Genomic DNA, 24,224 nt, shown 5'->3' with positions numbered 1-24,224 from the left:
CGCGCCTGCAAGCCAACTAGGGACGCAGCGTGGCGGGAAGTCGCTCGTAGCCACGCAGGATGCGGGTCTCCCGACGACGGGCGCCCGGCTCGAGGCGCAGGTCGGGGTAGCGGTCCCAGATCGCGCGCAGCCCGACCTCGCCCTCCATCCGCGCCAGCTGGGCGCCGAGGCAGTGGTGCCGCCCGGCAGAGAAGGCGATGTGCTCGCGGGCGTTGGCGCGGCCGACGTCGAAGCGCACCGGGTCGTCGAAGACCTCGGGGTCGCGGTTGGCGGCGCCGAGGATCGCGGTCACCATCGACCCGGCGCGGACGGACTGGCCGGCGACCTCGGTGTCGCGCAGCGCCATCCGCCCGGTGAGCAGCACCGGCGGGTCTAGCCGCAGCGCCTCCTCGACGACGTTGGTCCACAGCGACGGGTCCTCGACCACGCGAGCCCGCTCGGACGGGTGCTCGTGGAGCAGCGCGATGCCGTTGCCGAGGAGGTTCACGGTCGTCTCGAAGCCGGCGGCGAGGACCAGGCCGGCGGTGGCCTTGAGCTCGGTCTCGTCGAGGCCCTGCCCGTCCTCGCGCGCCGCGACGAGCTGGCTCAGCAGGTTGTCGCCGGGCTCGCGTCGCAGGTGCTCGAGGTGGTCGCCGAGCCAGGCGTCGAAGCGCGCCAGCGCCTGCGAGACCGAGCGGTAGCGGGCCAGTCCCAGCCCGAGGTCGAGGCTCGGCGCGGCCGCCGACCCGAAGTCGAGGACCTTCCCGCGCTCGGCGTCCGGGACCCCGAGGATCTCGGCGATGACGGTCACCGGCAGCTGCGCGCAGTAGGACTCGACCAGGTCGACCGGGCTCGTCGCCCGCGGCTCGAGGGCGTCGAGCAGGTCGGCCGCGATCTCCTCGGTGCGCTCGCGCAGCCGCTCGACCGCACGCATCGTGAAGACCCGGGTGACCAGCTTGCGGTAGCGGGTGTGGTCGGGCGGCTCGGTCACCAGCAGCGACGGCGGCTGCACCGGGTGGAGCGTGGTGGGTGAGGCCCACCGACCGATCCGGCCGAGCATCCCCTCGTCGGTCGGCAGCCCCGAGCGGAAGTCGTCGCTGGTCAGCACCTGGCGTACGGCGGCGTGGCTGGTCGCCACCTGCCCGATGCCGGAGCGGTAGAGCGGGCCGCGCGAGCGGATGTCCTCGATGAGGTCGAAGACCCTCTCCTCCGAACCCATCGACCCGACCCGGATGAGCTGTGCCTGCAGGTCCCCGCGAGCTGCGGCCCGCCGCAGGAACAGCGTGGGCAGCCCGTGGGCCACGCCCCAGTGGACCGTCGACTTCATGTCCCGACAGTAGCTGTGCCTAGGGTCGGTCCCATGTCCGGTCGAAGGTGGCTCGTGATCGATCTCATGCTGGTTGCCGTCTTCGCGGTCATCGGCCGACTCAGCCACTACGGCACCCTCACCGCCGGCGGCTGGTGGACCACTGCCTGGCCGTTCCTGGCGGGCACGCTGGTCGCCAGGGCCGCCCTGGTCGTCGTACGCCGTCCGCCCGAGGCAGTCGCCTCGGGAGTGGTCGTCTGGCTCGGCGCGCTGGTCGTCGGGATGCTGCTGCGACAGGCGAGCGGCCAGGGCACGGCCACCGCCTTCGTGGTGGTCGCCACCCTCGTCCTCGGCGCGCTGCTGGTGCTGCCTAGAGTCGTTGCACGTGTCCGACGTCGATGACCGCCCGCGCGGCGCAGCCCTCCCCTTCGCCGTCCTCGTCATCGCGATCGTCCTCGTCTCGATCAACCTGCGACCGGGCGCCTCGTCGCCCGGCCCGGTGCTCCAGGAGGTGCGCGACGGCCTCGGCATGAGCGCGGGCATCGCGGGTGCGATGACCGGCCTGCCGGGTCTCTGCTTCGGCGTCGTCGGCGCGCTCGCGGTGGGCTTCGCGCGCAAGGTCGGGATGACCGCGGGCATCGCCATCGGCCTCGCCGCTGCAGCGGCGGGCCTGCTGCTGCGGGTGGCGACGGACAGCGTGCCGCTCTTCCTCGTCCTCACCGTCGTGGCCCTGTCCGGGATGGCGGTCGGCAACGTGCTCGTCCCCGCCTGGGTCAAGGCCCACGGCCACGCGGTCGTGCTGATGACGGTCTACGGCACCGGGCTCGTCGTCGGCGCCACGTTCGCGGTGATCGTCACCGCCCCCGTCACGGAGGCGACGGATTCGTGGCAGGCCGGGCTCGGGGTGTGGGGCGTGCTGCTCGCGGTCGCGGTGCCGCTGTGGGTGTGGCTGGCGCTGCGCGAGCGGCGTTCGCCGACCGAGCACGACGTCAGCGGCGAGGCGCCGTCGGGACGCGTGGTCCACTCACCCACGGCGATCGCGCTCACCGTGCTCTTCGGCATCCAGTCCATGCACGCCTACGTCCAGTTCGGCTGGGTGCCCACCATCTACCGCGACGCCGGGCTCTCCGCGTCCCACGCCGGCGCCCTGCAGGGACTGCTCTCGGGCGTCGGCATCCTCGGCGCGCTCGCGATGCCGACCGTGATCGCCCGCGGACGCGGGCTCCGCGGGCTGATGGTGCTCTTCGGACTGACGCTCGCGGTCGGCTACGTCGGCCTGCTGCTCGCCCCCGCGACGGTCCCCTGGATGTGGGCGTTCTCGCTCGGCTTCTCCGGACTGGCCTTCCCGACCGCCATCTCGCTCATCACCGCACGCACGCGGCACCCCTCGGTGACTGCCCAGCTCTCCGGCTTCGTGCAGCCGATCGGCTACGCCCTGGCCGCGATCGGTCCCTTCGCCGTCGGCCTGGTGCACGAGGCGACCGGCGACTGGACGCTGGTGCTGGTGCTGCTCGCACTGACGTCGGTGCCGTTGACCTTCGCCGGGCTCCGCGTCGCGCGACCGGCGTACGTCGACGACGAGATCTGACCCTCTGTCAGGATCTGCCCGTGGAGAACTGGGTGGTGGTCGTCGGCGGCACCAACATGGACGTCGTCGCCCGCACCTCCGCCCCGCTCGTCGCCGCCACGAGCAACCCCGGCCACACGCGGATCTCGCCGGGAGGCGTCGGCCGCAACATCGCCGCCTGTCTCGGCCTCCTCGGTGCCCCGGTGCGGCTGGTGTCGGCCGTGGGCGAGGACGCCTTCGGCGACGAGGCCCTGCGCGTGACGGCCGCGTGCGGTGCGGACGTCTCGGCCGTACGCCGCGTGCCGGGCGCCGCGACCGGCACCTACACCGCTGTCCTCGACGATGCCGGCGAGCTCGTCGCGGCGGTCTCCGACATGGCCGTCGTCGACGCGCTGGTGCTCGAGACCGTGCACCTGAGCGATGCCGCGCTGGTCGTGGTGGACGGCAACCTCGCCCACGCGCAGGCGTCGCTCGTCGTGGCGGCAGCCGCGGCAGCGGACGTGCGGGTGGCCTTCGAGCCGGTGTCGGTCGCCAAGGCCGCGAGGCTCGCCGACCTCGTGCACGACCTCTTCCTCGTCACCCCCAACGCCGACGAGCTGGCGGCCGTCACCGGCCGACCCACCGACCAGTGGCGCGAGTCCGTCGCCGACCTGCACGCCCGCGGCGTCGAGCACGTCTGGGTGCGGCAGGGCGCGGACGGCTCGTGGATGTGCACCAGCGGCAGCGAGCCCGTCCACCTGGCCCCCGAGCCTGCGACCGTCGTCGACGTCACCGGTGCCGGCGACGCGATGCTCGCCGCGTGGGTCGCCGCGTGGCTGGACGGCGCCGACCCGGTCGCGGCGGCGCGCGCGGGCCACCGCGCGGCGGCCGCCACCATCGAGAGCCCGCACACTGTCCGGCCGGACCTGGCCGTCGTACTCACCGAGGAGCCCTGATGTCCATGCTGACGATCACCGACGAGGTCCGCGACGCGCTCTCAGACGGCCGGCCCGTCGTCGCGCTGGAGAGCACGATCATCAGCCACGGCATGCCCTACCCGCAGAACGTCGAGATGGCCCGCACCGTCGAGGGCATCGTCCGCGACGGCGGCGCGGTGCCGGCGACCATCGCGGTCCTGCACGGGAAGCCGACGATCGGCCTCTCCCCCGACGACCTCGAGCTCCTCGCCTCCGACGAGTCCGTCATCAAGGTGTCCATCCGCGACCTGCCCTACGTCGTCTCGCGCGGCCTGCACGGGGCGACGACCGTCGCCTCGACGATGCGGCTGGCGGCCCTCGCCGGCATCGGCGTCTTCGTGACCGGCGGGCTCGGCGGCGTGCACCGCGGTGCCGAGACGTCGTACGACGTGTCGGCGGACCTCACCGAGCTGTCGACGACGTCGGTGGCCGTGGTCTGCGCCGGCGTGAAGAGCATCCTCGACATCGGGCTGACGCTCGAGAAGCTGGAGACGCTGGGCGTGCCGGTGCTGGGCTACGGCACCGACGAGTTCCCGTCGTTCTTCTCCCGCTCGTCGGGGTTCGGCGCGCCGATGCGCGTCGACACCCCCGCCGAGGTCGCCGCACTCATGAAGGCGAAGTGGGACCTCGGGCTCGACGGCGGCGTGGTCGTCGCGAACCCGATCCCGGCGGAGGCCGAGATCCCCGCCGACGAGATCGGCGCGATCATCGACCGGGCGCTCGGCGACATGGACGCGCTCGGCATCCGCGGCAAGGACGCGACGCCCTACCTCCTCGGGCGCATCGTCGAGATCACCGACGGCGAGTCGCTGAAGGCCAACATCGCCCTCGTGGAGCACAACGCGAGGCTCGGCGCGGCGATCGCCGGGGCGTACGCCGGACGCTGACCTGCGGTTTTCCGCAGGACACGCCGACACAAGATGTGGTCCCCCACTTCGCTATCTGCCCTACATATGGTGTTCCACGCAGCTGGTTCGGCGCGTCATCCAGGCGCGTCGAGGCAACAGGGAACCCGGTGTGAGTCCGGGACTGCCCCGCAGCGGTGAGTGGGAACGACAGCCGTCACACAGCACTGGATCGCACGATCTGGGAAGCGACGGCCAGTAGGGGTCGAGAACGTTCGACGTGCCCATGAGTCCGAAGACCTGCCAGCGCACCGCGCCCGTCCGGGTGCGGTGGTCCGAGGCCTCGTGGGACGGCCGGTGGGCACGTACGACGTCTGCGCGGGCACTCCCCGTCGCCAGCGTCGTACGCCCTCCTCTCCCGCGACCCCGGACTCCGTCCATCTCGCGAGGAGAGAGAAGTGACCATCACCGAGTCACCGGGCCGTACGGCCATGCAGGTGCGCAAGCGGAACGGCGACAGCGAGCCTGTCGACGTCAACAAGATCGTGCGGGCGGTCGACCGGGTCAGCGCCGACCTGGCCGACGTGGACCCGATGCGGGTCGCGACCCGCACGATCAGCGGGTTGTACGACGGCGCCACCACCGCCGAGCTGGACCGGCTGTCGATCCAGACGGCCGCGGAGATGATCGGCGAGGAGCCGCAGTACTCCCGGCTGGCCGCACGCCTGCTGGCGGGCTACATCGACAAGGAGGTCCGCAACCAGGGGGTCATGTCGTTCAGCCAGTCGGTCGCGCTCGGTCACGCCGAGGGCCTGATCGGCGACGACACCGCGCGGTTCGTCAAGGACAACGCCCGCAAGCTCGACTTCGCGATCGACGACGGTGCCGACCACCGCTTCGAGTACTTCGGGCTGCGCACGGTCTACGACCGCTACCTGCTCCGCCACCCGTCGAGCCGGCTCGTGGTCGAGACGCCGCAGTACTTCCTGCTGCGGGTCGCGTCCGGTCTCGCGCAGAGCCCCGGCGAGGCGATCCGGTTCTACCGGCTGATGTCGTCGCTGGCCTACCTGCCGAGCAGCCCGACGCTGTTCAACTCCGGCACCCGGCACACGCAGATGTCGTCGTGCTACCTCGTCGACAGCCCCCGCGACGACCTCGACTCGATCTACGCGCGCTACGCGCAGGTCGCCAAGCTGTCGAAGTTCGCCGGCGGCATCGGGATCGGGTTCTCCCGGGTGCGCTCCCGCGGCGCGCTGATCCGCGGCACCAACGGCCAGTCCAACGGCATCGTGCCGTTCCTGCGCACCCTCGACTCGTCGGTCTCCGCGGTCAACCAGGGCGGACGCCGCAAGGGCGCCGCCTGCGTCTACCTCGAGCCGTGGCACCCCGACGTCGAGGAGTTCCTCGAGCTCCGCGACAACACCGGCGAGGACGCGCGCCGCACCCACAACCTCAACCTCGCCCACTGGGTGCCGGACGAGTTCATGCGACGGGTCGAGGCCGATGCCGACTGGTCGCTGATCGACCCCGACCAGGCCCCGGAGCTGCCGGACCTGTGGGGTGCCGCGTTCGACGAGGCCTACCGCCGTGCCGAGGAGGACGGCCGCTACGTCCGGCAGGTCAAGGCGCGCGAGCTCTACGGGAAGATGATGCGCACCCTGGCCCAGACCGGCAACGGCTGGATGACCTTCAAGGACGCCAGCAACCGCACCTGCAACCAGACCCGCGATCAGCGTCCCGGACAGGGGGCGGGCGGTCCGGTCGTCCACCTGTCCAACCTCTGCACCGAGATCATCGAGGTGTCCTCCGACGACGAGACCGCGGTCTGCAACCTGGGCTCGATCAACCTCGCCCAGCACCTGACCGCCGACGGCATCGACTGGGACAAGCTCCGCGAGACCGTGCGCACGGCGGTGCCGCTGCTCGACCGGGTCATCGACATCAACTACTACCCGAGCACCGAGTCGGCCGCCTCCAACCCACGCTGGCGCCCGGTCGGGCTCGGGCTGATGGGCCTGCAGGACGCGTTCTTCGCGCTCCGGCTGCCGTTCGACTCGGCCGAGGCGCGCGAGCTCTCGACCCGGGTGCAGGAGGAGATCTACCTGACGGCGCTCGAGGTGTCGGTCGACCTGGCGCGCCGCCACGGACCGCACCCGTCGTACGCCGAGACGCGGGCCGCCGCTGGCGTGCTGCAACCCGACCACTGGGACGCGTCGCCCGCACAGTCCGAGCGGTGGGCACAGGTGCGTGCCGACATCGCCGAGCACGGGCTGCGCAACTCGCTGCTCATCGCGATCGCACCGACGGCGACCATCGCGTCGATCGCGGGCTGCTACGAGTGCATCGAGCCGCAGGTGTCCAACCTGTTCAAGCGCGAGACGCTCTCCGGCGAGTTCCTCCAGGTCAACGCCGCGCTCACCCGCGAGCTCAAGGCGCGCGGTCTCTGGACGCCCGAGGTCCGCGAGGCGATCAAGCGGGCGGAGGGGTCGGTGCAGGGCGTGAGCGAGCTGCCCGACGACGTGCGCGAGCTCTTCCGCACCGCGTGGGAGCTGCCGCAGCGCGCGCTGATCGACATGGCCGCGGAGCGGTCGGCGTACATCGACCAGAGCCAGTCGCTCAACCTCTTCATCGCCGGGCCGTCGATCGGGAAGCTCTCGTCGATGTACCTCCATGCGTGGAAGGCCGGGCTCAAGACGACGTACTACCTGCGCTCACGTCCGGCGACGCGGATCCAGCAGACGACGACGTCGGTCAACGCACCCACCACACCCACCACCCTCTCCGACGACGAGGCACTCGCCTGCTCGCTGGAGAACCCCGAGAACTGCGAGGCCTGCCAGTGACGATCACTCACGAGAACACCCAGATGCTGCTCGACCCCGGGATGAACCTCACCCTGCGGCCGATGCGCTACCCGCACTTCTACGACCGCTACCGCGACGCGATCAAGAACACCTGGACGGTCGAGGAGGTCGACCTGCACTCCGACCTCAAGGACCTCCAGCGGCTCAGCGAGGCCGAGCGGCACCTGGTCTCGCGCCTCGTCGCCTTCTTCGCGACCGGCGACACGATCGTGGCCAACAACCTCGTGCTCAACCTCTACCAGCACATCAACTCGCCGGAGGGCCGGCTCTACCTCTCGCGACAGCTGTTCGAGGAGGCGGTGCACGTGCAGTTCTACCTGACCCTGCTCGACACCTACGTCCCCGACGAGACCGAGCGGCACGAGGCGTTCGCGGCCGTCGACAACATCCCCTCGATCAAGGCCAAGGCCGACTTCTGCTTCACCTGGATCGACTCGGTCTTCGACCTCGACCAGCTCGAGACCCGCGAGCACCGCCGCAAGTTCCTGCTCAACCTGATCTGCTTCGCCGCGGTCATCGAGGGGCTGTTCTTCTACGGCGCGTTCGCCTACGTCTACTTCCTGCGCTCGCGCGGCTTCCTCAACGGTCTCGCGTCCGGCACCAACTGGGTCTTCCGCGACGAGTCGATGCACATGGCCTTCGCCTTCGACGTGGTCGACACCGTGCGGGCCGAGGAGCCTGAGCTCTTCGACGACGAGCTCGCGGCGCAGGTCCGGCAGATGCTGATCGACGGCGTCGACGCGGAGGCGCAGTTCGCGGACGACCTGCTCGGCGGCGGGGTGGCCGGCCTGTCCACGGCCGACATGCGCTCCTACCTGGAGTACGTCGCCGACCGCCGGATGGAGCGACTGGACCTGCCGATCATCTACGGCTCGAAGAACCCGCTGGCGTTCATGGAGCTGCAGGACGTGCAGGAGCTCTCCAACTTCTTCGAGCGCAAGGTCTCGGCCTACCAGGTCGGCGTGACCGGGGCCGTGGGGTTCGACGAGGACTTCTGAGCGGAGGGCGGCGGGCGCGGGCGGGCCCGCCGCCCGCCGCTCGGCGCGGCCGTGTGATGGGATCGCCGCATGCCACCTCGGTCGGACAGCTCGGGCGCCCTGTTCCGGGCGTACGTCCGGAGCCTCCGCTGGCAGGTGCCCTTCACCCTGGTCGCCGTGGTGGTGCTGTGGGGCCTCGACGTCAACGGGATGCGCGCGTACGGCTTCGGCCCGGTGCTGATGGTCGGCATCGGGCTGCTCGTCGTGCTGAGCCCACTGCTGTTCCTGCGCTACGAGTTCACCTGGCGACAGGACAGGCGACTGGCGATCTGGCTCGCGCTGTCGATCGTGTGGATGGCCGTCTCCGGGGTGCTGGTGTTCGCGCTGCTCGCGCTGGTCGTCGGCGACTGACCCACCGCCCCGGCCGTGCTTGGATCGACCCATGGCCTCCCGACTGACCGAGATCTCCCTCGACTGCCACGACCCCGACCGGCTGGCCGAGTTCTGGACCGCTGTCCTCGACTGGGAGGTGCTGCACCACGAGCCCGGGCTCGTCGAGATCGGGCCGGGCGGCCGCGCCGACGCCGAGCTCCTCGACGCCGTGCGCTCGGGACCGGTCGCGCCGACGATCTTCCTGGCGCAGGTGCCCGAGGAGAAGGCGGCGAAGAACCGGGTCCACTTCGACGTCTCGCCCGTCGACTGCTCCCAGGAGGAGGAGGTCGAGCGGATCCTCGCGCTCGGCGCCACCCGGGCCGACATCGGGCAGACCGGCGAGGAGTCGTGGACCGTGCTGGCCGACCCCGAGGGCAACGAGTTCTGCGTGCTCCGCAGCCTGGCGCCGGAGCACTTCTCGCTGTGACCGGGCGCGTCAGTCGTCCGTCATGAAGTCCTGCAGGACGCGCGCGAACCGCTCGGGGTCGTCGAGGTGCGGGAAGTGGCCGGCACCCTCGAACAGCTCCACGCGGCAGTCGGGCACGGCGCGCTGGGCACTCAGCGCGTGCCAGGCCGGGATCATCCGGTCCTTCGAGCCCCAGACGATCAGGGTCGGCGGCGGCGTCACCGCTCCGAGGTGGTCGTAGGCGTTGATGCTCTGGCCGCCGAAGTCGATGACCGCGCGGGTCGTGGCGAGGAACGCGCGCCGGCTCTCGCTGTCGCCCAGCGAGGTGAAGCCCCGCCAGATCGCGCCGATGTCCGCCCCGGGCTTCCACCCGACTTTTTGCGCGCCCCGCCCCAGCGCCTCGGCTCGTTCCAGGACGGGAGCGGAGGCGGCCACGCTCAGCACCTGCGCGGCGCCCGGCAGGGTGGCCGCGCGCAGGACCAGGTTGACCTCCCGGCCCAGGCCGCCGCTGGAGACGAGGACGAGGCGGTCCACCCGGTCGGGGAAGAGGTAGTAGAACTGCATCGCGATGCCCCCGCCGAGCGAGTGCCCGACCAGGGTGACCCGCTCGACCCCGAGGTGGTCGAGCAGGTCGCGCAGGGTCGCGGCGTGCGAGCTGAGCGAGTAGTCGCCCGTCGGCTTGGCCGACTCGCCGTGGCCGAACAGGTCCGGCACGACGACCCGGTGGTCGTCGTCGATCCGGTCGACGAGGTGGGACCACTGGCGCTGCGAGCCCAGGATGCCGTGGATGAAGAGCACGACGGGGCCGGAGCCGCTGTCGACGTACGACAGCTCGTGGCCGTGGAGGGCGACCGTGTGCGGGGCCGGGCGGGCCATGGGTGACATCCTCGCGGTGGTGGGGTTGGTTACCCCACGGTAGCCGCGACGGCGGCGATGCCGGGAGCTCAGCCCGCGGCGAGGGCCTCGCGCAGGGCGTCCGCACCCAGCTCCGCGCCGTACGCCGGCTTGTCGCGCTCGAAGCGCTTCCCCTCGGCGAGCGGACCGGCGTCGACGACGTCGAAGCCGAAGGACTCGATCAGGTCGGTGACGACCGCCTTGGCCTCCGCGTCGTCTCCTGCGATCGCGAGGGCGCGGCGGTCGTCGGCGCCGGCCGGGCGGCCCTCCGTGACGATGTGGGCGGCCTGGATCGCGTTGAACGCCTTGACGACCTTCGACGTCGGCAGGTGCGCGGCCAGCATCTCGCTCACGCTCGTGCGGCCCTCGTCGAGCTCGGCGTAGTGGCCGTCGCGCTCGAAGTAGTAGTTGTTGGTGTCGATGACGACCTTGCCCGCGAGGGGCTCGACCGGGACGTCGAGGTGGGCCTTGAACGGGACGGTCACGACCACCAGGTCACCGGCCTCCCCTGCCTCCTTCGCGGTCGCCGCCCTGGCTCGCGGGCCGAGCTCCGCGACGAGGTCCGCCAGCGTCTCCGGGCCGCGCGAGTTGCTGAGCACGACGTCGTGCCCCTGCTCGATCGCGCGCCGCGCGATCGCCGTGCCGATGTGTCCACTGCCGATGAGTCCGATGGTCGTCATGGGGGTGGAACGCAGGGCGTCGCCGTCTGCTTCCCTCAGCCGGTGACGCCGAAGCGCTCGACCCGGATCGCCTCAGGGCTCAGGCCGGAGGCGATCAGCAGGTCCTCCGCGAACTCGGCGAAGCGGGAGGAGCCGCAGACGTACGCCACCTCGGCGCCGGCCAGGAGCGGGGCGACCTCGTCCATAGTCGGCGGGCCCGCCGGAGGCCGCCATGACCACGCAACCCAACGCCCCACGATCCCGGCAGAACCCCGGCGACGAGATGCTCAGTCTCCAAGAGGCCTGCGCATTCCTCCGCGTCCCCGAGGGCACCTTGCGCTATTGGCGCCACCTCGGCGCGGGACCCCGCAGCTTCAAGGTCGGCCGCCACGTCCGCTACTGGCGAGCTGACCTAGTCCTTTGGCTCAGCGAGCAGACCAACCGTCCACAGGGTCACCGCTGAGAAGAGACGCTGTCGGATCTCAGAGAGAGGATGACCAGAGCCTGGAAGGAGGATCACATGGCGGGAAACATCGCCAAGCGAGCCAACGGCAAGTGGCGGGCGCGGTACCGCGACGAGGCCGGCAAGGAGCACTCGCGGCACTTCGATCGCAAGATCGACGCCCAGCAGTGGCTGGACCAGGTCACCTCGGCGGTGGTCACCGGCACCTACGCCGACCCCAAGGCCGGGCGAATCACGTTCGCGGCCTTCTTCGGCGAGTGGTCGGCCCGCCAGGTCTGGGCACCCGGCACCGTCCTCGCGATGTCGCTGGCGGCAAGATCCGTTCCCTTCGCGGGGAAGCCGATGAAGCAGATCCGGCGATCGGACGTCGAGACCTGGATCAAGCAGATGAACGCCGCCGGGCTTGCCCCCGGCACGATCAAGACGCGGTACGTCAACGTCAGGTCCGTGTTTCGCGCTGCTGTGAAGGACAGGGTGATCGGGTCCGACCCGACCGACGGCGTACGCCTCCCCCGCGGCCGTCGCGCGGACGTCGCAATGTCGATCCCCGCACCGGAGGAGGTGGGGCAGCTCATGGCCGTGGCTGACGAGCGCTTCCGGCCGTTCATCGCCCTCTGCGCTTTCGCAGGCCTGCGGCTCGGCGAGGCCGCCGGAGTCCGGCTTGTCGACGTCGACTTCCTCCGCAGGTCGCTCAAAGTCTCCCGCCAGGTCCAGCGCGTCAACGGCGGGGCGATCGACGTACGGGCGCCGAAATACGGCTCGGAGCGCGTCGTCTACCTTGCTGACAGCCTCATCACCGTTCTCGCCGATCACGTCACCGCTCACGGCACCACCGGCAAAGATCGGTGGCTCTTCGCCGGGGAGAGCGACGACCCACCGCACCAGAACACGGTCGGCTACTGGCGCAAGACGCTGCGCGACGCCGGGTTGTCCGATATCAAGCTCCACGACCTTCGGCACTTCTACGCTTCTGGCCTCATCGCGGCCGGGTGCGACGTGGTCACCGTCCAACGTTCGCTCGGCCACGCGAAGGCAACCACGACGCTGAACACCTACGCACACCTCTGGCCGACTGCGAGGACCGTACGAGGAAGGCGGCAGAGTCGATCATGGCCGCGTCGCTCGGCGAGCCAACCGCGGACCCGGTCAGGTTGGTGACGAGTCCGGCCGAGTGAGCCGTGGCCCCTGATCGCAGACGCACGTCGCCCGCGCGTGAGCCGGTGTCACGTCACAGCGCCGCCTGTCGGGGACGCTCGCAGCTTCTGGACCTGCCGGCATGAGTGCGCGACGGTCGGTCAATCTCCTCGAGGACTCGGTCTTTCGCGACTGGACCATTCTTACCTCTCCAGGTTTCACCACGAGCGAGTCGGCGAGTGGTGACGTCGCCGCTACACCAGGCGGCTAGGCGGCTAGGGCGATAGACGTGCACGAGGAGCCTCGGTCTTTCCCTTACCCCCGAGCATCATGGGTTCCACGCTCGGTCCGATCAGAGCGCGGCGTACACCGCCTCCTCAAAGTCTCCGCAGAGCTTCCAGGCCTCGTGACGCGTGATGAAGGGCAGCGAGTTGGTGTAGATCGAGGCGCAGATACCGGTCGTGCGGTCGATGAAGAAGTGGGTGTTGAAGAGCCCTGCCCACGACCCGGTGCCGGCGCGGCGGCGGCCAGGGATGTCGTGGCTGTTGAGCAGGAGTCCGTAGCCCCATTTGTGGCCGGGTCCGGCATACATCGTGTCGGTGATCGGCGGGTCGGCAGTCGGGATCTCGGCGGGGAAGTCGAGGTCGCCGATTTGGTTGGTGAAGGCGGCGTCGACCGTGGCTTCGTCCAGGATGCGCATGCCGTTGAGCTCGCCACCTCGCAGGAGCGCCTGCTCGAAGCGGATGTAGTCGCGGGGGGTGGAGAAGAGGCCGTGGCCGCCCGCCCACCAGTCGGGTTCGGGGTTGAGGATGTTGCCAGCAGACGCCCATGTGCCGTCCTCGCCCTTCACGTGGACGGTGACGGCGTTGTCCATCTGCGTCTGGTCCGGGTGAAATGTGGTGCTGCTCATGCCGAGCGGGCCAGCGATGCCCTCGTCAATGACTGCGTCCAGCTTCTTGCCGGCGACGGCCTCCACGACGCGGCCGAGCCAGTCGGTGTTGATGCCGTACACGTACTTCTCCCCGGGGTGCGCCGTCATGGGCGCACCGAAGGCGGCCATCGACCCGGGTACGACGTTCGGGACGCCAGTCGCCGCTTCGTACTTCACGAGCTGGTCGTTCCAGAACCAGTACCCCAGGCCAGAGGTGTGCGTCACGAGGTGGTGAACCGTGGCCTTCGTGCGCGGCTCGACCAGGATGGGCTCGTCCCCGTCGAACCCCTCGAGCACCTTGACGTCGGCGAAGTCCGGGACGTACTCCTCCACCGGAGCGTCGAAGTCGAGCTCGCCACGTTCCTTCTGCTGCAGCGCAGCGACGGTGCAGACCATCTTGGTCATCGACATGATGCGGAAGTGGGTGGAGGTGCCGACCGGGTCATCAGACTCTCCCGCTATGCGGATCCCGGCGCCGCCCTCGTAAAGGACGCCGTCGCGGTCGGCGACGATCGCTGCGACGTGCGGCACTGCGCCGTCCGACACGGCGTCGGCGAGCACGCGGTCGATCCCGGATCCGTCGATGTGTGTGGCCATGGCTGCTCCTCAGAATGCGGGGACGGTTTCTCCGTCCGGCTGCCGACCACCGTCTTCCAACCGGTGGCGAGTGGGAACCGACAAGACGTCTGGGTCGGAGGAGTGACGACCGCCACATGGCGGTGGCAGGCTGGCGAGCCAGCCGATCTACTGAGACGCCCAAACTGCGATTCGCTGATTGCACAAGATGCGGAGAGACCTGTGACAGCCGAGGTGCAGCCCGTCGCGCGCCCGCCGTTCGACGCCGAGCTGCGGGCCGGCCTGACGGTGGTCGGCGGCATGTTCCCGCCGACGATCACGCCCGACCTCATTGATTTCATGCGTACGTCCTACGCGGCGCCGCCGATCGATGACCTCCTCCTTGCCAAGGGCATCGTCTGCACCGACGACGTGGTCGTCGCTCCGGACGGGCATGAGGTCGCCGTGTCGGTGCTGCGTCCCAAGGATGCGCCTGGTGAGCGCCCGGGCGTGGTGTATGCGCACTCGGGCGGGCTGATGTTCGGCGACCGCTTCAGCGGGATCGACCTGGTCCTCGACTGGGTGTCCGACTTCGGCGCGGTCCTCGTGACAGTGGAGTATCGCTTGGCACCCGAGCACCGGCACCCGTACCCCTTCGACGACATGTACACCGCGCTCGAGGCCGCTGCCTCGCGTGCAGGGGATTGGGGCCTGCGGCGTGACCGCCTCGTGGTCGCAGGAGCGAGCGCCGGAGGTGGGCTCGCAGCAGGCCTTGCGCTCGCAGCCCGCGACCGGGACGGACCGGCGCTACGGGGTCAGGTACTCGACTACCCGATGCTCGACGACCGCGGCACCACGGCCTCGACCCACCAGTTCGACGGCATCGGCGTGTGGGACCGCGTCAGCAACGAGACCGGCTGGACCGCTCTGCTCGGCGACGCCCGCGGCACCGAGGCGGTGTCAGAATACGCCGCCCCCGCCCGCGCAAGGGACCTCTCGGGCCTGCCTCCGGCGTTCATCGACGTGGGTGCCGCCGAGATCTTCCGCGACGAGGCGATCGCCTACGCAGACGGGATCTGGCGTGCGGGCGGTGACGCGGAGCTGCACGTGTGGTCGGGGGCCTTCCACGCATGCGACATCTTTGCCGCCCATACCTCCGTCGGCCGCGCCATGATCCGGGCTAGGAACGACTGGGTCGAGCGGATCATCGCCGACTGAGAACCGGACTACGCTCGCTCGCAGAAGGAGGTCGTCGTGCAGGAGCTGCTCGGCCGCATTGCCCGGCTCGACCCGAGCGCGAGCCTCGGGCTGCGCGTCATCGCCTGCTTCGACGAGCTCATGGTCGGCAACGTCAACACGCGCGCGCTGCTTGCCGCTGCCGCATCGCTCTCTGGCTGCGTCGCTGGCTTCCACTCCGAGACGCCGGCCCGGACCGTGCGCATCGATCACCGCGGCCATCACGCGGACGGCGTACGACCGGAGGTGGACCCGGCCTTCCAGCAGGATGTGAGCGACGGACTGACAGTGTGGTTGGAGCGGAACGGGGCGCGGCAGCCCAACGACGCCATCGTGCTGGAGCGACTCGCCCTGGCGGTTCGCATGCGGCACGGCCGCGGGCGTGAGAGCGACCACCGCCGCGACCTGAGCCTGCTGCTCGATCCCGACGTGGACGTTCAGGCCCGCTGCGTCTCGGCGATCACCCTCGGACTGCGTCCGGGGACGCGCTACCGAGTGGTCTGTGCGCCGCTCTTCGCCGTGTGGCCCGAGCACCCGCAGGGCCCCGAGGACGTCGTTGCAACGCGTTTCGGTGCAATCCACGCGCTGGTCCTACCGGCCAGTGCACACGAGGTGACCGCTGTACCCAGCGGGGTCGGGGTGGCCACCGAGGTGGAGGACCTTCACCACTCCTTCCGCACAGCTCTCGTCGCGCTGCGGCTGTGCGATCCGCCGGCGGTCGGGTCGGTCCTGGCCGACGACTTCGGCGGACTGATCGGGCTGCTCGCCGACGCGCCGGACGGCTCCTTCCAGCCCGACGTCGCGCTGGTCGACGCGGTGATGGCCTATGCGTGGGGCGCGGAGACCTTGGCTTCGGTCGTCCGGTCGCACTCGTTGCGGCAGGCAGCTCGCGAAGCCGGCGTGCACCACAGCACGATGCAGTCGCGCCTCGAGACCGTGAACGCAACCCTCGGGTTCGACCCATTCGAGGGCTACGGGCGCACACGCCTTGGAACGGCGTACCTCGTCTGGCGCCTGCGCCACTCGCGCGTCTTGGACCTACCCGCGCCCACCGCCACACCTGAGGGTTCTGACGGTCGGTTCGGCTAGATCCGCGATCACACCGGTATCTGAACGCCCCCGGCTATTGCGTCTTTCCGCCGCGATCGGACCGGTCCCGAGTGAATGTCAGCGGCGGTGGGGCCTGGTTGTCACAGGGCCCGGGGCGCTATCCATAGTGGTAGCGACACGCGGCTATGCGCACTTCCTGATCCGCGATCTTGTACACCAGACGGTGTTCATCGGTTATGCGTCGCGACCAGTAGCCGGCGAAATCGTGCTTGAGCGGCTCCGGCTTGCCGATGCCCTGGTTGCCGTTGCGCTGGATGTCTGCGAGGAGGGTGTTGATCCGTTTGAGGACCTTGCGATCCTGTGCCTGCCACCACAGGTAGTCCTGCCAGGCGTTCTCGTCCCAGACGAGCAGCACGTCAGTCGGTCTCGAGCAGGTCGTGAGCTTCGCCGTGACCGGCTTCCAACCTCTCCATCGCATCCAGGAGTCGTCGAGCATTCGCAGGTGAGCGCATCAGGTAGGCAGTTTCGCGCAGGGACTCGTAGTCCTCGAGCGAGACGATGACAACGGGCTCGTGACCGGCGCGGGTGATGACGACCTCTTCACGGTCGTCGGTGACGCTGTCGAGTACCTCGGCGTAGCGGGCTCGGGACTCGGTGTAGCTCATCGTCTTCATGGTCCACCTTTCTGTACAGAAAAGTGTACGTCCGGGTTGGCGTAGCGGCAAGCCGATTGGTCAGCCCTGCTCGACCGCGGCGCCGAATCCGTCGCCAGAGAGGCACCTCGCGGGTGGGTCACTGGCAGCACCCGGGGTCCGGAGATCGGCCCTCCGAGCGGCCAGCTCGAGCCCATCACGCCAGGACTGTTGCGGACTCTGTGCGGACTGGAAGCGGTCACACCCCGCCCGACCTGCAGTTTTGCGTCGATTCAGACGTTGAAGCGGAACTCCACCACGTCGCCGTCGGCCATCACGTAGTCCTTGCCCTCCATGCGCACCTTGCCGGCCTCCTTGGCCTTCTGCATGGTGCCGAGCGCCATCAGGTCGTCGAAGGAGACGATCTCGGCCTTGATGAAGCCCTTCTGGAAGTCGGTGTGGATGACGCCGGCGGCCTCGGGAGCGGTCGCACCCTTCCGGATCGTCCAGGCCCGCGTCTCCTTGGGACCCGCGGTCAGGTAGGTCTGCAGGCCGAGGGTGTCGAAGCCGACACGGGCGAGCTGGTCCAGTCCCGACTCGGTGATGCCCATCTCGGCGAGCATCTCGTGCGCCGTCTCGTCGTCGTCCATCTCGGCCAGGTCGGCCTCGAACTTCGCGTCGAGGAAGATCGCCTCGGCCGGCGCGATGATGGCGCGCATCTTGTCCTTGAGGGCCTCGTCGGCCAGCTCGTCGGCGTCGCAGTTGAAGACGTAGATGAACGGCTTGGCCGTCAGCAGCGACAGCTCGCGCAGCAGGGAGCGGTCGATGTCGGTCGCGATGATCGAGCTGCCCGACTCGAGCGCATCCTTGGCAGCGCGGGCGGCCTCGAGGTTGGCGACCAGGTCCTTGACCTTGCGCGACTCCTTCTCGAGCCGGGCGATCGCGCGATCGACGGTCTCGAGGTCGGCGAAGATCAGCTCGGTCTGGATCGTCGAGATGTCGTTGGCGGGGTTGACCTCACCGTCGACGTGGGTGACGTCCTCGTCGCGGAAGACGCGCGTCACCTGGCAGATCGCGGAGGACTCACGGATGTGGCTGAGGAACTTGTTGCCGAGGCCCTCCCCCTGGGAGGCGCCGCGGACGATGCCGGCGATGTCGACGAACTCGACCGTCGCAGGCAGCAGCTTCGCCGAGCCGAACACCTCCGCGAGCTTCGCGAGGCGGTCGTCGGGGACACCGACGACGCCGACGTTGGGCTCGATCGTCGCGAACGGATAGTTCGCCGCGAGGACGTCGTTCTTGGTCAGTGCGTTGAAGAGCGTCGACTTGCCCGCGTTGGGGAGACCGACGATGCCGATGGTGAGAGCCACGGGCGGGGAGTCTACGGCGGCGACGGACGCCCGCACGAAACGCCAACCCGGGACGACAGAAGGGCCCGACCCGCTGGATGTTCACAGCGGGTCGGGCCCTCCCCCCGGTCAGGGGACGTGTCGGCTCAGGAGCCGTAGACGGTCCGCACGCCCTGGCGATCGGTCTCCGTCATGGAGAGGTCGCTCGACGATCCGTTGCACTGCGGGTAGTGCATGATCGACGCCGAGTCGTACGGCGTCAGCGGACGCCAGTTGTTGTCCTCGAAGCAGGTGCCCGACTCGGGACGCGTGTGCTCGTGGCGGAAGCCCAGTGCGTGGCCGAGCTCGTGGGCGATGATGTTGGACGGCGTCCAGGAGCCCGAGGTCCAGATCGAGTCGTCGACCAGGACGTTGCGCTGGCTGTCCGGCGTGCTCGGGAAGAACGCCCGGGCGATGTACTGGCTGGTGTTCACCGGCTCGACGGAGAAGAGCACGGTGTTGTTGCTCACGGTGCAGCTCGCGTCGGCGGACGGGACGTAGGTGAAGTTCACCCGCTCGACGCGGCCTCCCACTGACCTGCGCCTGACTGCATCGCCGAGACCATCGCGGACTTGTAGGAGCCGAAGCGGTCGCTGACGCAGTAGGTGAGGTTGCGGGCCGTGGTGGCCGACCACTTGTCGTCGGCTCCGCCCACGGTGTTGATGACCAGCGACTGCGAGTCGGTGTACTTGGAGCCGACCATGCTGTCGTAGTAGGTGCGCAGCTCCTGGGTGGTCGCGATCGTCTCGTCGCCGTTCACGACGTACTGACCGCCGACGTCCTGGAAGGTCGCGGCCTTGAACTCCTGGAAGCTCGGCACGTCCTCCCGAGCGGGTGCTGCACTCGCCGGCTGCATCGACGCAGCCAGCGCACCTGCTCCGAGGGCGGCGGCCAATGTCCTGGTGATCGTGGTCTTCATGGGTGCTGTCACTTCTTCCGGTTGGATTGGTGTTGGCCCCTCCACCACATCGCGGTCTAGACCAGAGGGGAAGGCCTGGTCAGGGTCAGGTGTGTGCACTGCACGAACCTGCAGAAGTTCGTCAGCCGGCCCGACGGATCGCCGGATTGCACAAGTTCGCCGATGCGGTCCGACCTGCAAGACTCAGCGCATGAGCGACGAGGGGGCGGGACCGGTCGTGCACGCAGCCGTGCTGCGGGAGCCGGCCCACCGGGTCTCACCCCAGGCGGTCCCGTTCTGGCGGGTGTCGGCCCTGATCGGTGACGCGGTCCTCGTGGTCGCCGTCGTGGTGGCGTACGTCCTCATCCCCGACGTCCCGGGCTGGACGCTGGTCCTCGTGCTGCTGGTCGCGGCGGCTGCGATCGCCCACGTGGTGCTGATGCCGCAGATCCGCTACCGGGTCCACCGGTGGGAGGTCACCGACACGGCCGTCCACACGCGCTCCGGCTGGATCGGGCGCGAGACCCGCATCGCGCCGATCAGCCGCGTGCAGACCGTCGACTCACGGCAGGGTGCGCTGATGCGGCTCTTCGGGTTGGCCTCGATCACCGTCACGACCGCCTCCGCCGCCGGCCCGATCACCGTCGACTGCCTCGACGCCGACACGGCCCGCGAGGTCGTGGCGCGACTGACCGCGATCACCGCCGCCACGGAGGACGACGCCACGTGATCCCCACCCCCGGCTCCCCGGGCGAGGGGTGGTTGCGGCTGAGTCCGCGCAAGCTCCTGCTCGACCCGGTCAAGGCCATCGGCCAGGCGGTCGTCCCCCTCGTGGTCGCGCTGGTCGGCATCAGCCGGAGCGACTCCGGGTTCGGCTGGGTGATCCTCCCGATCGCGATCGTCGCGCCGCTGCTCTTCGGCGCGCTCCCGTGGCTGACCACGCACTACCGCCTCACCGACACCCAGATCCAGGTGCGGTCCGGCGTCCTCAACAAGAACACGTCCACGGCGCCGCTCGACCGGGTCCGCAGCGTCGACCTCGAGGCGTCGCTCCTCCACCGCGTCCTCGGCCTCCAGAAGGTGCAGGTCGGCACGGGCGTCGACGACGACCGCATCACCCTCGACGCGCTGGCCGCCGCGGACGCCGACGCACTGCGTACGACGCTCCTGCGCCGCCGCGAGGCACCGGCCGTCGTTCCCAGCGACCCCGACGCCCCCGAGGGCGTGGCCCCGGCGCCGGTCGCGGTCCCCGTCGAGCTCGCCCGGATCGACTGGTCGTGGCTGCGCTTCGCACCCTTCAGCCTCGCTCGCCTGGTCCTCCTGGCCGGCGCCCTCGGCGTGCTCTCGCAGTTCGGCGACGACCTGCCGATCTGGAACGAGGAGACCGCGCGCTCGACGTGGGACTGGGTGATGCAGTTCGCCCTCACGGCGGTCGTCCTCGTCCTCGCCGTCGCTGGGCTCGCCGTCTGGCTCGTCGTGTCGGTGACGGGGTACGTCGTCCAGTGGTGGCGCTTCCTCCTGATCCGCGAGCACGGGTCGCTGCACCTCACGAGCGGGCTCTTCACCACCCGCTCGATCACGGTCGAGGAGGCCAAGGTGCGCGGCGTCGAGATGACCGAGCCGCTCCTCATGCGGGTCGTCGGCGGCGCCGAGCTCTCGACGCTGGCGACCGGCGTCGAGGACGGGGTGACGCAGGTGCTGCCGCCGTGTCCGCGCGACGTCGCGGTCGGAGTGGGCGAGTCCGTCCTCGAGCACCGCGGCCCGCTCACCGACCCCTTGGTCGCGCACGGGCCGCTCGCCCGCCGCCGGGCCTGGTTCCGCCAGCTGCGCGACGCGCTGGTCGTCGTCGCCGCGGGTGCTGCCGCCACCTGGTGGTTCGGCGTCACCTGGTGGTGGGTCGGCCTCGGCGGTCTCGCCCTGCTGCTGGCGGCCGCGGCGGCCGGCGAGTCGTCGTACCGCCACCTCGGCCACGCCCTCGCCGGCGACCACCTGGTCGCGGGCAGCGGGATCCTGGCGCGCGTGCGCACCGTCCTCGAGACCGACGGCATCATCGGCTGGGTCGTCTCCCAGTCGTGGTGGCAGCGCCGCATCGGGCTCGCCGACCTCGTCGCGACCACGGCCGCGGGCAACGAGCGGGTGCTGGTGCGGGACGTTCGCCTCACCGTCGCCGTCGAGCTCGCGGCTGCTGCGACGCCCGGCCTGCTGACCGAGTTCCTCGAGGTCTAGAACCAGCTCGCCCGCATGTCCAGCGTCGTCGTGTCGCCCGACGCGAGCAGGTCGAGCATCGGCGTGACCTTGGGCAGCTCCCATCCGAAGAAGTAGCGAGCGGCCGCGCGCTTGCCGTCGTAGAAGTCGCCCTGCTGCTCACCGACCGCGACGAGCTGCTCGAGCCACATCCACGCGATCACGACGTGACCCGCGGCCTCGAGGTAGACGGTGGCGTTGGCCATGATCCGCTCCGGGTCGCCGAGCCCGGCGAGGCCGAAGGTGACCTCGCCCAGCCGGTCGACCATCGCCTTGAGTGCAGCGGCGCGGGCAGCGGGCTCGCCGCCGAGCTCGGTCGCCCGCGCGACGGTCTCCTCGATCTTCGCGGCCAGTGCGAGCAGCGCGGCGCCACCGCCGCCGAGCACCTTGCGCCCGAGCAGGTCGAGCGCCTGGATGCCGTGGGTGCCCTCGTGGATCGGGTTGAGCCGCTGGTCGCGCCAGTGGGCCTCGATGTCGTGGTCGCGGGTGTAGCCCGAACCGCCCAGCACCTGGATCGCCAGGCTGCACGACTCCTGTCCCCACTGCGAGGGCCACGACTTCGCGATCGGCGTGAGCACGTCGAGGAGCTGGCCGGTGGCGAGCCGCTCGGCGTCGTCGGTGGCGGTCACCTGCTCGTCGAGGAGCCGGCTGCACCAGAGGTTGAGCGCGAGCGCTCCCTCGACGTAGGACTTCTGCGCCAGCAGCATCCGTCGCACGTCGGCGTGCTCGATGATCGGCACCTGCGGCCCGGTCGGGTCGGCGGCGGTGAGCGAGCGGCCCTGCGGGCGGGAGCGGGCGTACTCCAGGGACTTGAGGTAGGCCGTGTAGGCGGTGGTGGTCGCCGACATCCCGACGCCGAGGCGGGCGGCGTTCATCATGTGGAACATGTAGGAGAGGCCCTTGTGGGGCTCGCCGACGAGGTAGCCGACGGCGCCCGGCGCACCACCCGGCGTGAACGCGCCGTCGCCGAAGACCGGTGCGGTGTTGACCGTGCCGCGGCTGCCGAGCTTGTGGTTGATGCCGGCCAGCGAGACGTCGTTGCGCTCGCCGATCGAGCCGTCCTCGTTGACGAGGTGCTTCGGCACGATGAAGAGCGAGATGCCGCGCGACCCGGCGGGCGCGTCGGGCAGCTTGGCCAGCACCAGGTGGACGATGTTGTCGCCCATCTCGTGGTCGCCGCCGGAGATCCACATCTTGCTGCCGAAGATCCGGTGGGTGCCGTCGTCGGCGGGCACCGCTCGGGTGACGACGTCGCCGAGGCTGGAGCCGGCGTGCGGCTCGGAGAGCGTCATGGTGCCGAAGAAGCGGCCCTCCAGCATCGGCCCGACGTAGCGCTCGACCTGCTCGGGCGAGCCGTGCGCGAGCAGCAGCCCCGCGTTGGCGATGGTGAGGAAGGAGTACGCCGCGGTGCCGATGTTGGCGGCGGTGAACCACGCCATGCAGGCCGACGCCACGACGCGCGGCACCTGCATGCCGCCGTGCTCCTCGTCGAGCGACAGGGTGAGCAGGTCGGCCCGCGAGAGCTTCTGCAGCGCCGCCTCGATCTCCGGGATGAGGGTCACCGTCGAGCCGTCGAACGTCGGCTCCTCGGTGTCGCTCTTGCGGTAGTGGGTGGCGAAGTGCTCGGTGGCCAGCTCCTCGCAGAGCGCCAGCAGGGCGTCGTACGACTCGCGGTCGTGGTCGGCGAAGCGCGGGCGCTCGCTGAGCCGCTCGACGTCGAGCCACTCGAAGAGCATGAACTCGAGGTCGCGGGCGGAGAGGATGGTGGAGGGCACCTGCAGACGGTATCCGGGCAGACGAACGCCCCCTCCGCTCGGGACGGAAGGGGCGTTCGCGTATCTGGTCGGGCTACGCGATCACGCGCCGTAGAGGGCCGCGACTCCCTGGCGGTCGGTGGCCGTCATGCTGAGGTTCGACGAGGTGCCGTTGCACTGCGGGTAGTGCATGATCGACGACGAGTCGTAGGGCGTCAGCGGGCGCCAGTTGTTGTCCTCGAAGCAGGTGCCGGCCTCGGGACGCGTGTGCTCGTGACGGAAGCCGAGCGTGTGGCCCAGCTCGTGGCCCACGATGTTGGTCGGCGTCCAGGAGCCCGAGCTCCAGATCGAGTCGTCGATCAGGACGTTGCGCGAGCGCTTCGGGGTGCTGGGGAAGAACGCGCGCGCGATGTACTGCGAGGTCTGGACGGGCTCGACCGAGAACAGCACGCTCTTGTTGCGCGTGTTGCAGTTCGCGTCCTGGGACGACACGTAGACGAAGTCCACCGCCGAGGCGTCCTCCCACAGCTGGGCGCCGCTGGCCATCGCGCTCACGACGTCGGCGTACCGGCTGCCGAACTTCGTGCTGACGCAGTAGGTCAGGTTGCGCACCTGGCTCGCCGACCACTTGTCGTCGACGCCGCCGACGGTGTTGACGATGAGGCCGTCCTCCATGGCCTCCTCCGAACCGTGGACCATGCGGTCGTAGTAGGCCTTGAGCTCGCCGGTGGTGGCGATCGGCTCGTCGCCGTTGACGATGTACTGCTTGTCCGCGTCCTGGTAGGCCGTGGCCTGGTACTCCGAGAACGACGGGATCTCCGTGTCCGTGGCGGCCAGTGCCGGTGAGGCGAGGGCCGCGCCGAGAAGTGCCGAGGTGCCGAGGGCGATCGCCCCGAGTCGACTGCGCTGCATCGTGATTGTTCTCCTTGATGGGGGATGTGGGCACACGCCATCTCGGAGTCTTTGAAATGGATCGACCGAGGTCGAACCGATGGTGAGCACGAAGTTCCCGAGACCAGTGCGCTGCCGCTGAACCTCGCCCATGACCGACCGG

At 70.0% G+C, this 24,224-nt stretch carries 26 protein-coding genes and 1 riboswitch; of the genes, 14 read left to right on the top strand and 12 right to left on the bottom strand.

All coding sequences use genetic code 11. From position 1 onward, the window contains the following. Nucleotides 1-16 precede the first annotated feature (16 nt). Entirely contained in the window at nucleotides 17-1,306 is a 1,290-nt protein-coding gene (locus tag EUA06_RS07290) for a cytochrome P450 (RefSeq protein ID WP_129474330.1), read from the bottom strand. A 33-nt stretch (nucleotides 1,307-1,339) separates the two neighbouring features. Between EUA06_RS07290 and EUA06_RS22325 the strand changes: the two genes are divergently transcribed. The 8 genes from EUA06_RS22325 to EUA06_RS07255 all read left to right on the top strand — a co-directional run bounded on the left by EUA06_RS22325 (nucleotide 1,340) and on the right by EUA06_RS07255 (nucleotide 9,353). After that, a complete protein-coding gene (locus tag EUA06_RS22325; RefSeq protein ID WP_165354297.1) occupies nucleotides 1,340-1,687 on the top strand; it encodes a DUF3054 domain-containing protein in 348 nt (115 codons plus the stop codon). Continuing rightward, nucleotides 1,671-2,873 carry an MFS transporter gene (locus tag EUA06_RS07285; protein ID WP_207208244.1) on the top strand — a complete coding sequence of 401 codons (1,203 nt, stop codon included), beginning with the start codon at nucleotides 1,671-1,673 and terminating at the stop codon, nucleotides 2,871-2,873. The genes EUA06_RS22325 and EUA06_RS07285 overlap by 17 nt, the downstream gene beginning before the upstream one ends. Before the next feature lie 20 nt (nucleotides 2,874-2,893). Beyond that, nucleotides 2,894-3,787 (top strand): carbohydrate kinase family protein, encoded by an 894-nt coding sequence (locus tag EUA06_RS07280; protein WP_129474329.1) that lies wholly within the window; start codon nucleotides 2,894-2,896, stop codon nucleotides 3,785-3,787. Continuing rightward, nucleotides 3,787-4,695: a pseudouridine-5'-phosphate glycosidase gene (locus tag EUA06_RS07275; RefSeq protein ID WP_129474328.1), complete on the top strand. Its 909-nt coding sequence runs from the start codon at nucleotides 3,787-3,789 to the stop codon at nucleotides 4,693-4,695. Before EUA06_RS07280 ends, EUA06_RS07275 begins: the two co-directional genes overlap by 1 nt. Nucleotides 4,696-4,761: 66 nt before the next feature. After that, a riboswitch (cobalamin riboswitch) is annotated at nucleotides 4,762-4,975 on the top strand. Nucleotides 4,976-5,111: 136 nt separating this feature from the next. Then, a complete protein-coding gene (locus EUA06_RS07270) occupies nucleotides 5,112-7,496 on the top strand; it encodes a ribonucleoside-diphosphate reductase subunit alpha (protein ID WP_207208243.1) in 2,385 nt (794 codons plus the stop codon). Further along, nucleotides 7,493-8,515 (top strand): ribonucleotide-diphosphate reductase subunit beta, encoded by a 1,023-nt coding sequence (locus EUA06_RS07265; protein WP_242498005.1) that lies wholly within the window; start codon nucleotides 7,493-7,495, stop codon nucleotides 8,513-8,515. The genes EUA06_RS07270 and EUA06_RS07265 overlap by 4 nt, the downstream gene beginning before the upstream one ends. A 69-nt stretch (nucleotides 8,516-8,584) precedes the next feature. Then, on the top strand, nucleotides 8,585-8,905 hold the full coding sequence (locus tag EUA06_RS07260) for a hypothetical protein (protein WP_129474327.1): 321 nt from the start codon (nucleotides 8,585-8,587) through the stop codon (nucleotides 8,903-8,905). Nucleotides 8,906-8,936: 31 nt separating this feature from the next. Next, complete coding sequence (locus EUA06_RS07255) at nucleotides 8,937-9,353, top strand: VOC family protein (RefSeq protein ID WP_129474326.1); 417 nt, start codon at nucleotides 8,937-8,939, stop codon at nucleotides 9,351-9,353. 9 nt (nucleotides 9,354-9,362) lie between these two features. Here the strand turns inward: EUA06_RS07255 and EUA06_RS07250 are convergent, their stop codons facing one another. The 3 genes from EUA06_RS07250 to EUA06_RS22320 all read right to left on the bottom strand — a co-directional run bounded on the left by EUA06_RS07250 (nucleotide 9,363) and on the right by EUA06_RS22320 (nucleotide 11,091). Beyond that, complete coding sequence (locus EUA06_RS07250; RefSeq protein ID WP_129474325.1) at nucleotides 9,363-10,208, bottom strand: alpha/beta fold hydrolase; 846 nt, start codon at nucleotides 10,206-10,208, stop codon at nucleotides 9,363-9,365. Between the two features lie 68 nt (nucleotides 10,209-10,276). Continuing rightward, on the bottom strand, nucleotides 10,277-10,906 hold the full coding sequence (locus EUA06_RS07245) for an NADPH-dependent F420 reductase (RefSeq protein WP_129474324.1): 630 nt from the start codon (nucleotides 10,904-10,906) through the stop codon (nucleotides 10,277-10,279). 35 nt (nucleotides 10,907-10,941) lie between these two features. Beyond that, on the bottom strand, nucleotides 10,942-11,091 hold the full coding sequence (locus EUA06_RS22320) for a hypothetical protein (protein WP_165354296.1): 150 nt from the start codon (nucleotides 11,089-11,091) through the stop codon (nucleotides 10,942-10,944). A 26-nt stretch (nucleotides 11,092-11,117) separates the two neighbouring features. On the opposite strand from EUA06_RS22320, the gene EUA06_RS07240 reads away from it, so the two are divergent. Together EUA06_RS07240 and EUA06_RS07235 are read left to right on the top strand one after the other, a co-directional pair. Then, complete coding sequence (locus tag EUA06_RS07240) at nucleotides 11,118-11,348, top strand: helix-turn-helix domain-containing protein (protein WP_129474323.1); 231 nt, start codon at nucleotides 11,118-11,120, stop codon at nucleotides 11,346-11,348. A gap of 57 nt (nucleotides 11,349-11,405) precedes the next feature. Beyond that, nucleotides 11,406-12,506, top strand: a complete 1,101-nt coding sequence (locus EUA06_RS07235; protein ID WP_242498004.1) for a tyrosine-type recombinase/integrase — start codon at nucleotides 11,406-11,408, stop codon at nucleotides 12,504-12,506. 328 nt (nucleotides 12,507-12,834) lie between these two features. Here the strand turns inward: EUA06_RS07235 and EUA06_RS07230 are convergent, their stop codons facing one another. After that, nucleotides 12,835-14,010 (bottom strand): serine hydrolase domain-containing protein, encoded by a 1,176-nt coding sequence (locus EUA06_RS07230; protein ID WP_129474322.1) that lies wholly within the window; start codon nucleotides 14,008-14,010, stop codon nucleotides 12,835-12,837. Between the two features lie 201 nt (nucleotides 14,011-14,211). Here EUA06_RS07230 and EUA06_RS07225 point away from each other — a divergent pair, with 201 nt between their 5' ends. Both EUA06_RS07225 and EUA06_RS07220 read left to right on the top strand, forming a co-directional pair. Next, a complete protein-coding gene (locus EUA06_RS07225) occupies nucleotides 14,212-15,186 on the top strand; it encodes an alpha/beta hydrolase (protein WP_207082456.1) in 975 nt (324 codons plus the stop codon). 36 nt (nucleotides 15,187-15,222) lie between these two features. Further along, nucleotides 15,223-16,293 carry a helix-turn-helix domain-containing protein gene (locus tag EUA06_RS07220; protein ID WP_129474321.1) on the top strand — a complete coding sequence of 357 codons (1,071 nt, stop codon included), beginning with the start codon at nucleotides 15,223-15,225 and terminating at the stop codon, nucleotides 16,291-16,293. 118 nt (nucleotides 16,294-16,411) lie between these two features. Here the strand turns inward: EUA06_RS07220 and EUA06_RS07215 are convergent, their stop codons facing one another. The 5 genes from EUA06_RS07215 to EUA06_RS22710 all read right to left on the bottom strand — a co-directional run bounded on the left by EUA06_RS07215 (nucleotide 16,412) and on the right by EUA06_RS22710 (nucleotide 19,193). After that, nucleotides 16,412-16,669 carry a Txe/YoeB family addiction module toxin gene (locus tag EUA06_RS07215; protein WP_129474320.1) on the bottom strand — a complete coding sequence of 86 codons (258 nt, stop codon included), beginning with the start codon at nucleotides 16,667-16,669 and terminating at the stop codon, nucleotides 16,412-16,414. A 1-nt stretch (nucleotide 16,670) separates the two neighbouring features. Further along, on the bottom strand, nucleotides 16,671-16,928 hold the full coding sequence (locus tag EUA06_RS07210) for a type II toxin-antitoxin system Phd/YefM family antitoxin (protein WP_129474319.1): 258 nt from the start codon (nucleotides 16,926-16,928) through the stop codon (nucleotides 16,671-16,673). A 251-nt stretch (nucleotides 16,929-17,179) separates the two neighbouring features. Continuing rightward, nucleotides 17,180-18,256, bottom strand: a complete 1,077-nt coding sequence (gene ychF, locus EUA06_RS07205) for a redox-regulated ATPase YchF (protein WP_129474318.1) — start codon at nucleotides 18,254-18,256, stop codon at nucleotides 17,180-17,182. A 125-nt stretch (nucleotides 18,257-18,381) separates the two neighbouring features. After that, on the bottom strand, nucleotides 18,382-18,807 hold the full coding sequence (locus EUA06_RS22715) for a M57 family metalloprotease (RefSeq protein WP_207208242.1): 426 nt from the start codon (nucleotides 18,805-18,807) through the stop codon (nucleotides 18,382-18,384). Next, a complete protein-coding gene (locus EUA06_RS22710) occupies nucleotides 18,783-19,193 on the bottom strand; it encodes a hypothetical protein (protein WP_207208241.1) in 411 nt (136 codons plus the stop codon). Before EUA06_RS22710 ends, EUA06_RS22715 begins: the two co-directional genes overlap by 25 nt. A gap of 190 nt (nucleotides 19,194-19,383) precedes the next feature. On the opposite strand from EUA06_RS22710, the gene EUA06_RS07195 reads away from it, so the two are divergent. Both EUA06_RS07195 and EUA06_RS07190 read left to right on the top strand, forming a co-directional pair. Next, a complete protein-coding gene (locus tag EUA06_RS07195; RefSeq protein WP_129474317.1) occupies nucleotides 19,384-19,902 on the top strand; it encodes a PH domain-containing protein in 519 nt (172 codons plus the stop codon). Continuing rightward, complete coding sequence (locus EUA06_RS07190; protein WP_165354295.1) at nucleotides 19,899-21,398, top strand: PH domain-containing protein; 1,500 nt, start codon at nucleotides 19,899-19,901, stop codon at nucleotides 21,396-21,398. Before EUA06_RS07195 ends, EUA06_RS07190 begins: the two co-directional genes overlap by 4 nt. Here the strand turns inward: EUA06_RS07190 and EUA06_RS07185 are convergent. Both EUA06_RS07185 and EUA06_RS07180 read right to left on the bottom strand, forming a co-directional pair. Next, entirely contained in the window at nucleotides 21,395-23,191 is a 1,797-nt protein-coding gene (locus EUA06_RS07185) for an acyl-CoA dehydrogenase (protein ID WP_129474315.1), read from the bottom strand. The two genes, EUA06_RS07190 and EUA06_RS07185, sit on opposite strands and share 4 nt — an antisense overlap. An 81-nt stretch (nucleotides 23,192-23,272) precedes the next feature. After that, nucleotides 23,273-24,082 carry a M57 family metalloprotease gene (locus tag EUA06_RS07180; protein ID WP_129474314.1) on the bottom strand — a complete coding sequence of 270 codons (810 nt, stop codon included), beginning with the start codon at nucleotides 24,080-24,082 and terminating at the stop codon, nucleotides 23,273-23,275. Nucleotides 24,083-24,224 lie beyond the last annotated feature (142 nt).

This window comes from Nocardioides glacieisoli, from assembly GCF_004137245.1.
Taxonomy (GTDB): Bacteria; Actinomycetota; Actinomycetes; order Propionibacteriales; family Nocardioidaceae; genus Nocardioides; species Nocardioides glacieisoli.
This window is presented reverse-complemented; position numbering and strand designations above follow the sequence as displayed.

Excerpts from the sequence above, each read along its gene's own strand:
- EUA06_RS07195 (WP_129474317.1), top strand. The coding sequence starts at position 19,384 with ATGAGCGACGAGGGGGCGGGACCGGTCGTGCACGCAGCCGTGCTGCGG.
- EUA06_RS22320 (WP_165354296.1), bottom strand. The coding sequence starts at position 11,091 with ATGGACGAGGTCGCCCCGCTCCTGGCCGGCGCCGAGGTGGCGTACGTC.
- EUA06_RS07230 (WP_129474322.1), bottom strand. The coding sequence starts at position 14,010 with ATGGCCACACACATCGACGGATCCGGGATCGACCGCGTGCTCGCCGAC.
- EUA06_RS07260 (WP_129474327.1), top strand. The coding sequence starts at position 8,585 with ATGCCACCTCGGTCGGACAGCTCGGGCGCCCTGTTCCGGGCGTACGTC.
- EUA06_RS07245 (WP_129474324.1), bottom strand. The coding sequence starts at position 10,906 with ATGACGACCATCGGACTCATCGGCAGTGGACACATCGGCACGGCGATC.
- EUA06_RS22710 (WP_207208241.1), bottom strand. The coding sequence starts at position 19,193 with ATGAAGACCACGATCACCAGGACATTGGCCGCCGCCCTCGGAGCAGGT.
- EUA06_RS22325 (WP_165354297.1), top strand. The coding sequence starts at position 1,340 with ATGTCCGGTCGAAGGTGGCTCGTGATCGATCTCATGCTGGTTGCCGTC.
- EUA06_RS07275 (WP_129474328.1), top strand. The coding sequence starts at position 3,787 with ATGTCCATGCTGACGATCACCGACGAGGTCCGCGACGCGCTCTCAGAC.
- EUA06_RS07250 (WP_129474325.1), bottom strand. The coding sequence starts at position 10,208 with ATGGCCCGCCCGGCCCCGCACACGGTCGCCCTCCACGGCCACGAGCTG.
- EUA06_RS07235 (WP_242498004.1), top strand. The coding sequence starts at position 11,406 with ATGGCGGGAAACATCGCCAAGCGAGCCAACGGCAAGTGGCGGGCGCGG.
- EUA06_RS07240 (WP_129474323.1), top strand. The coding sequence starts at position 11,118 with ATGACCACGCAACCCAACGCCCCACGATCCCGGCAGAACCCCGGCGAC.
- EUA06_RS07210 (WP_129474319.1), bottom strand. The coding sequence starts at position 16,928 with ATGAAGACGATGAGCTACACCGAGTCCCGAGCCCGCTACGCCGAGGTA.
- EUA06_RS07255 (WP_129474326.1), top strand. The coding sequence starts at position 8,937 with ATGGCCTCCCGACTGACCGAGATCTCCCTCGACTGCCACGACCCCGAC.
- EUA06_RS07180 (WP_129474314.1), bottom strand. The coding sequence starts at position 24,082 with ATGCAGCGCAGTCGACTCGGGGCGATCGCCCTCGGCACCTCGGCACTT.
- EUA06_RS07290 (WP_129474330.1), bottom strand. The coding sequence starts at position 1,306 with ATGAAGTCGACGGTCCACTGGGGCGTGGCCCACGGGCTGCCCACGCTG.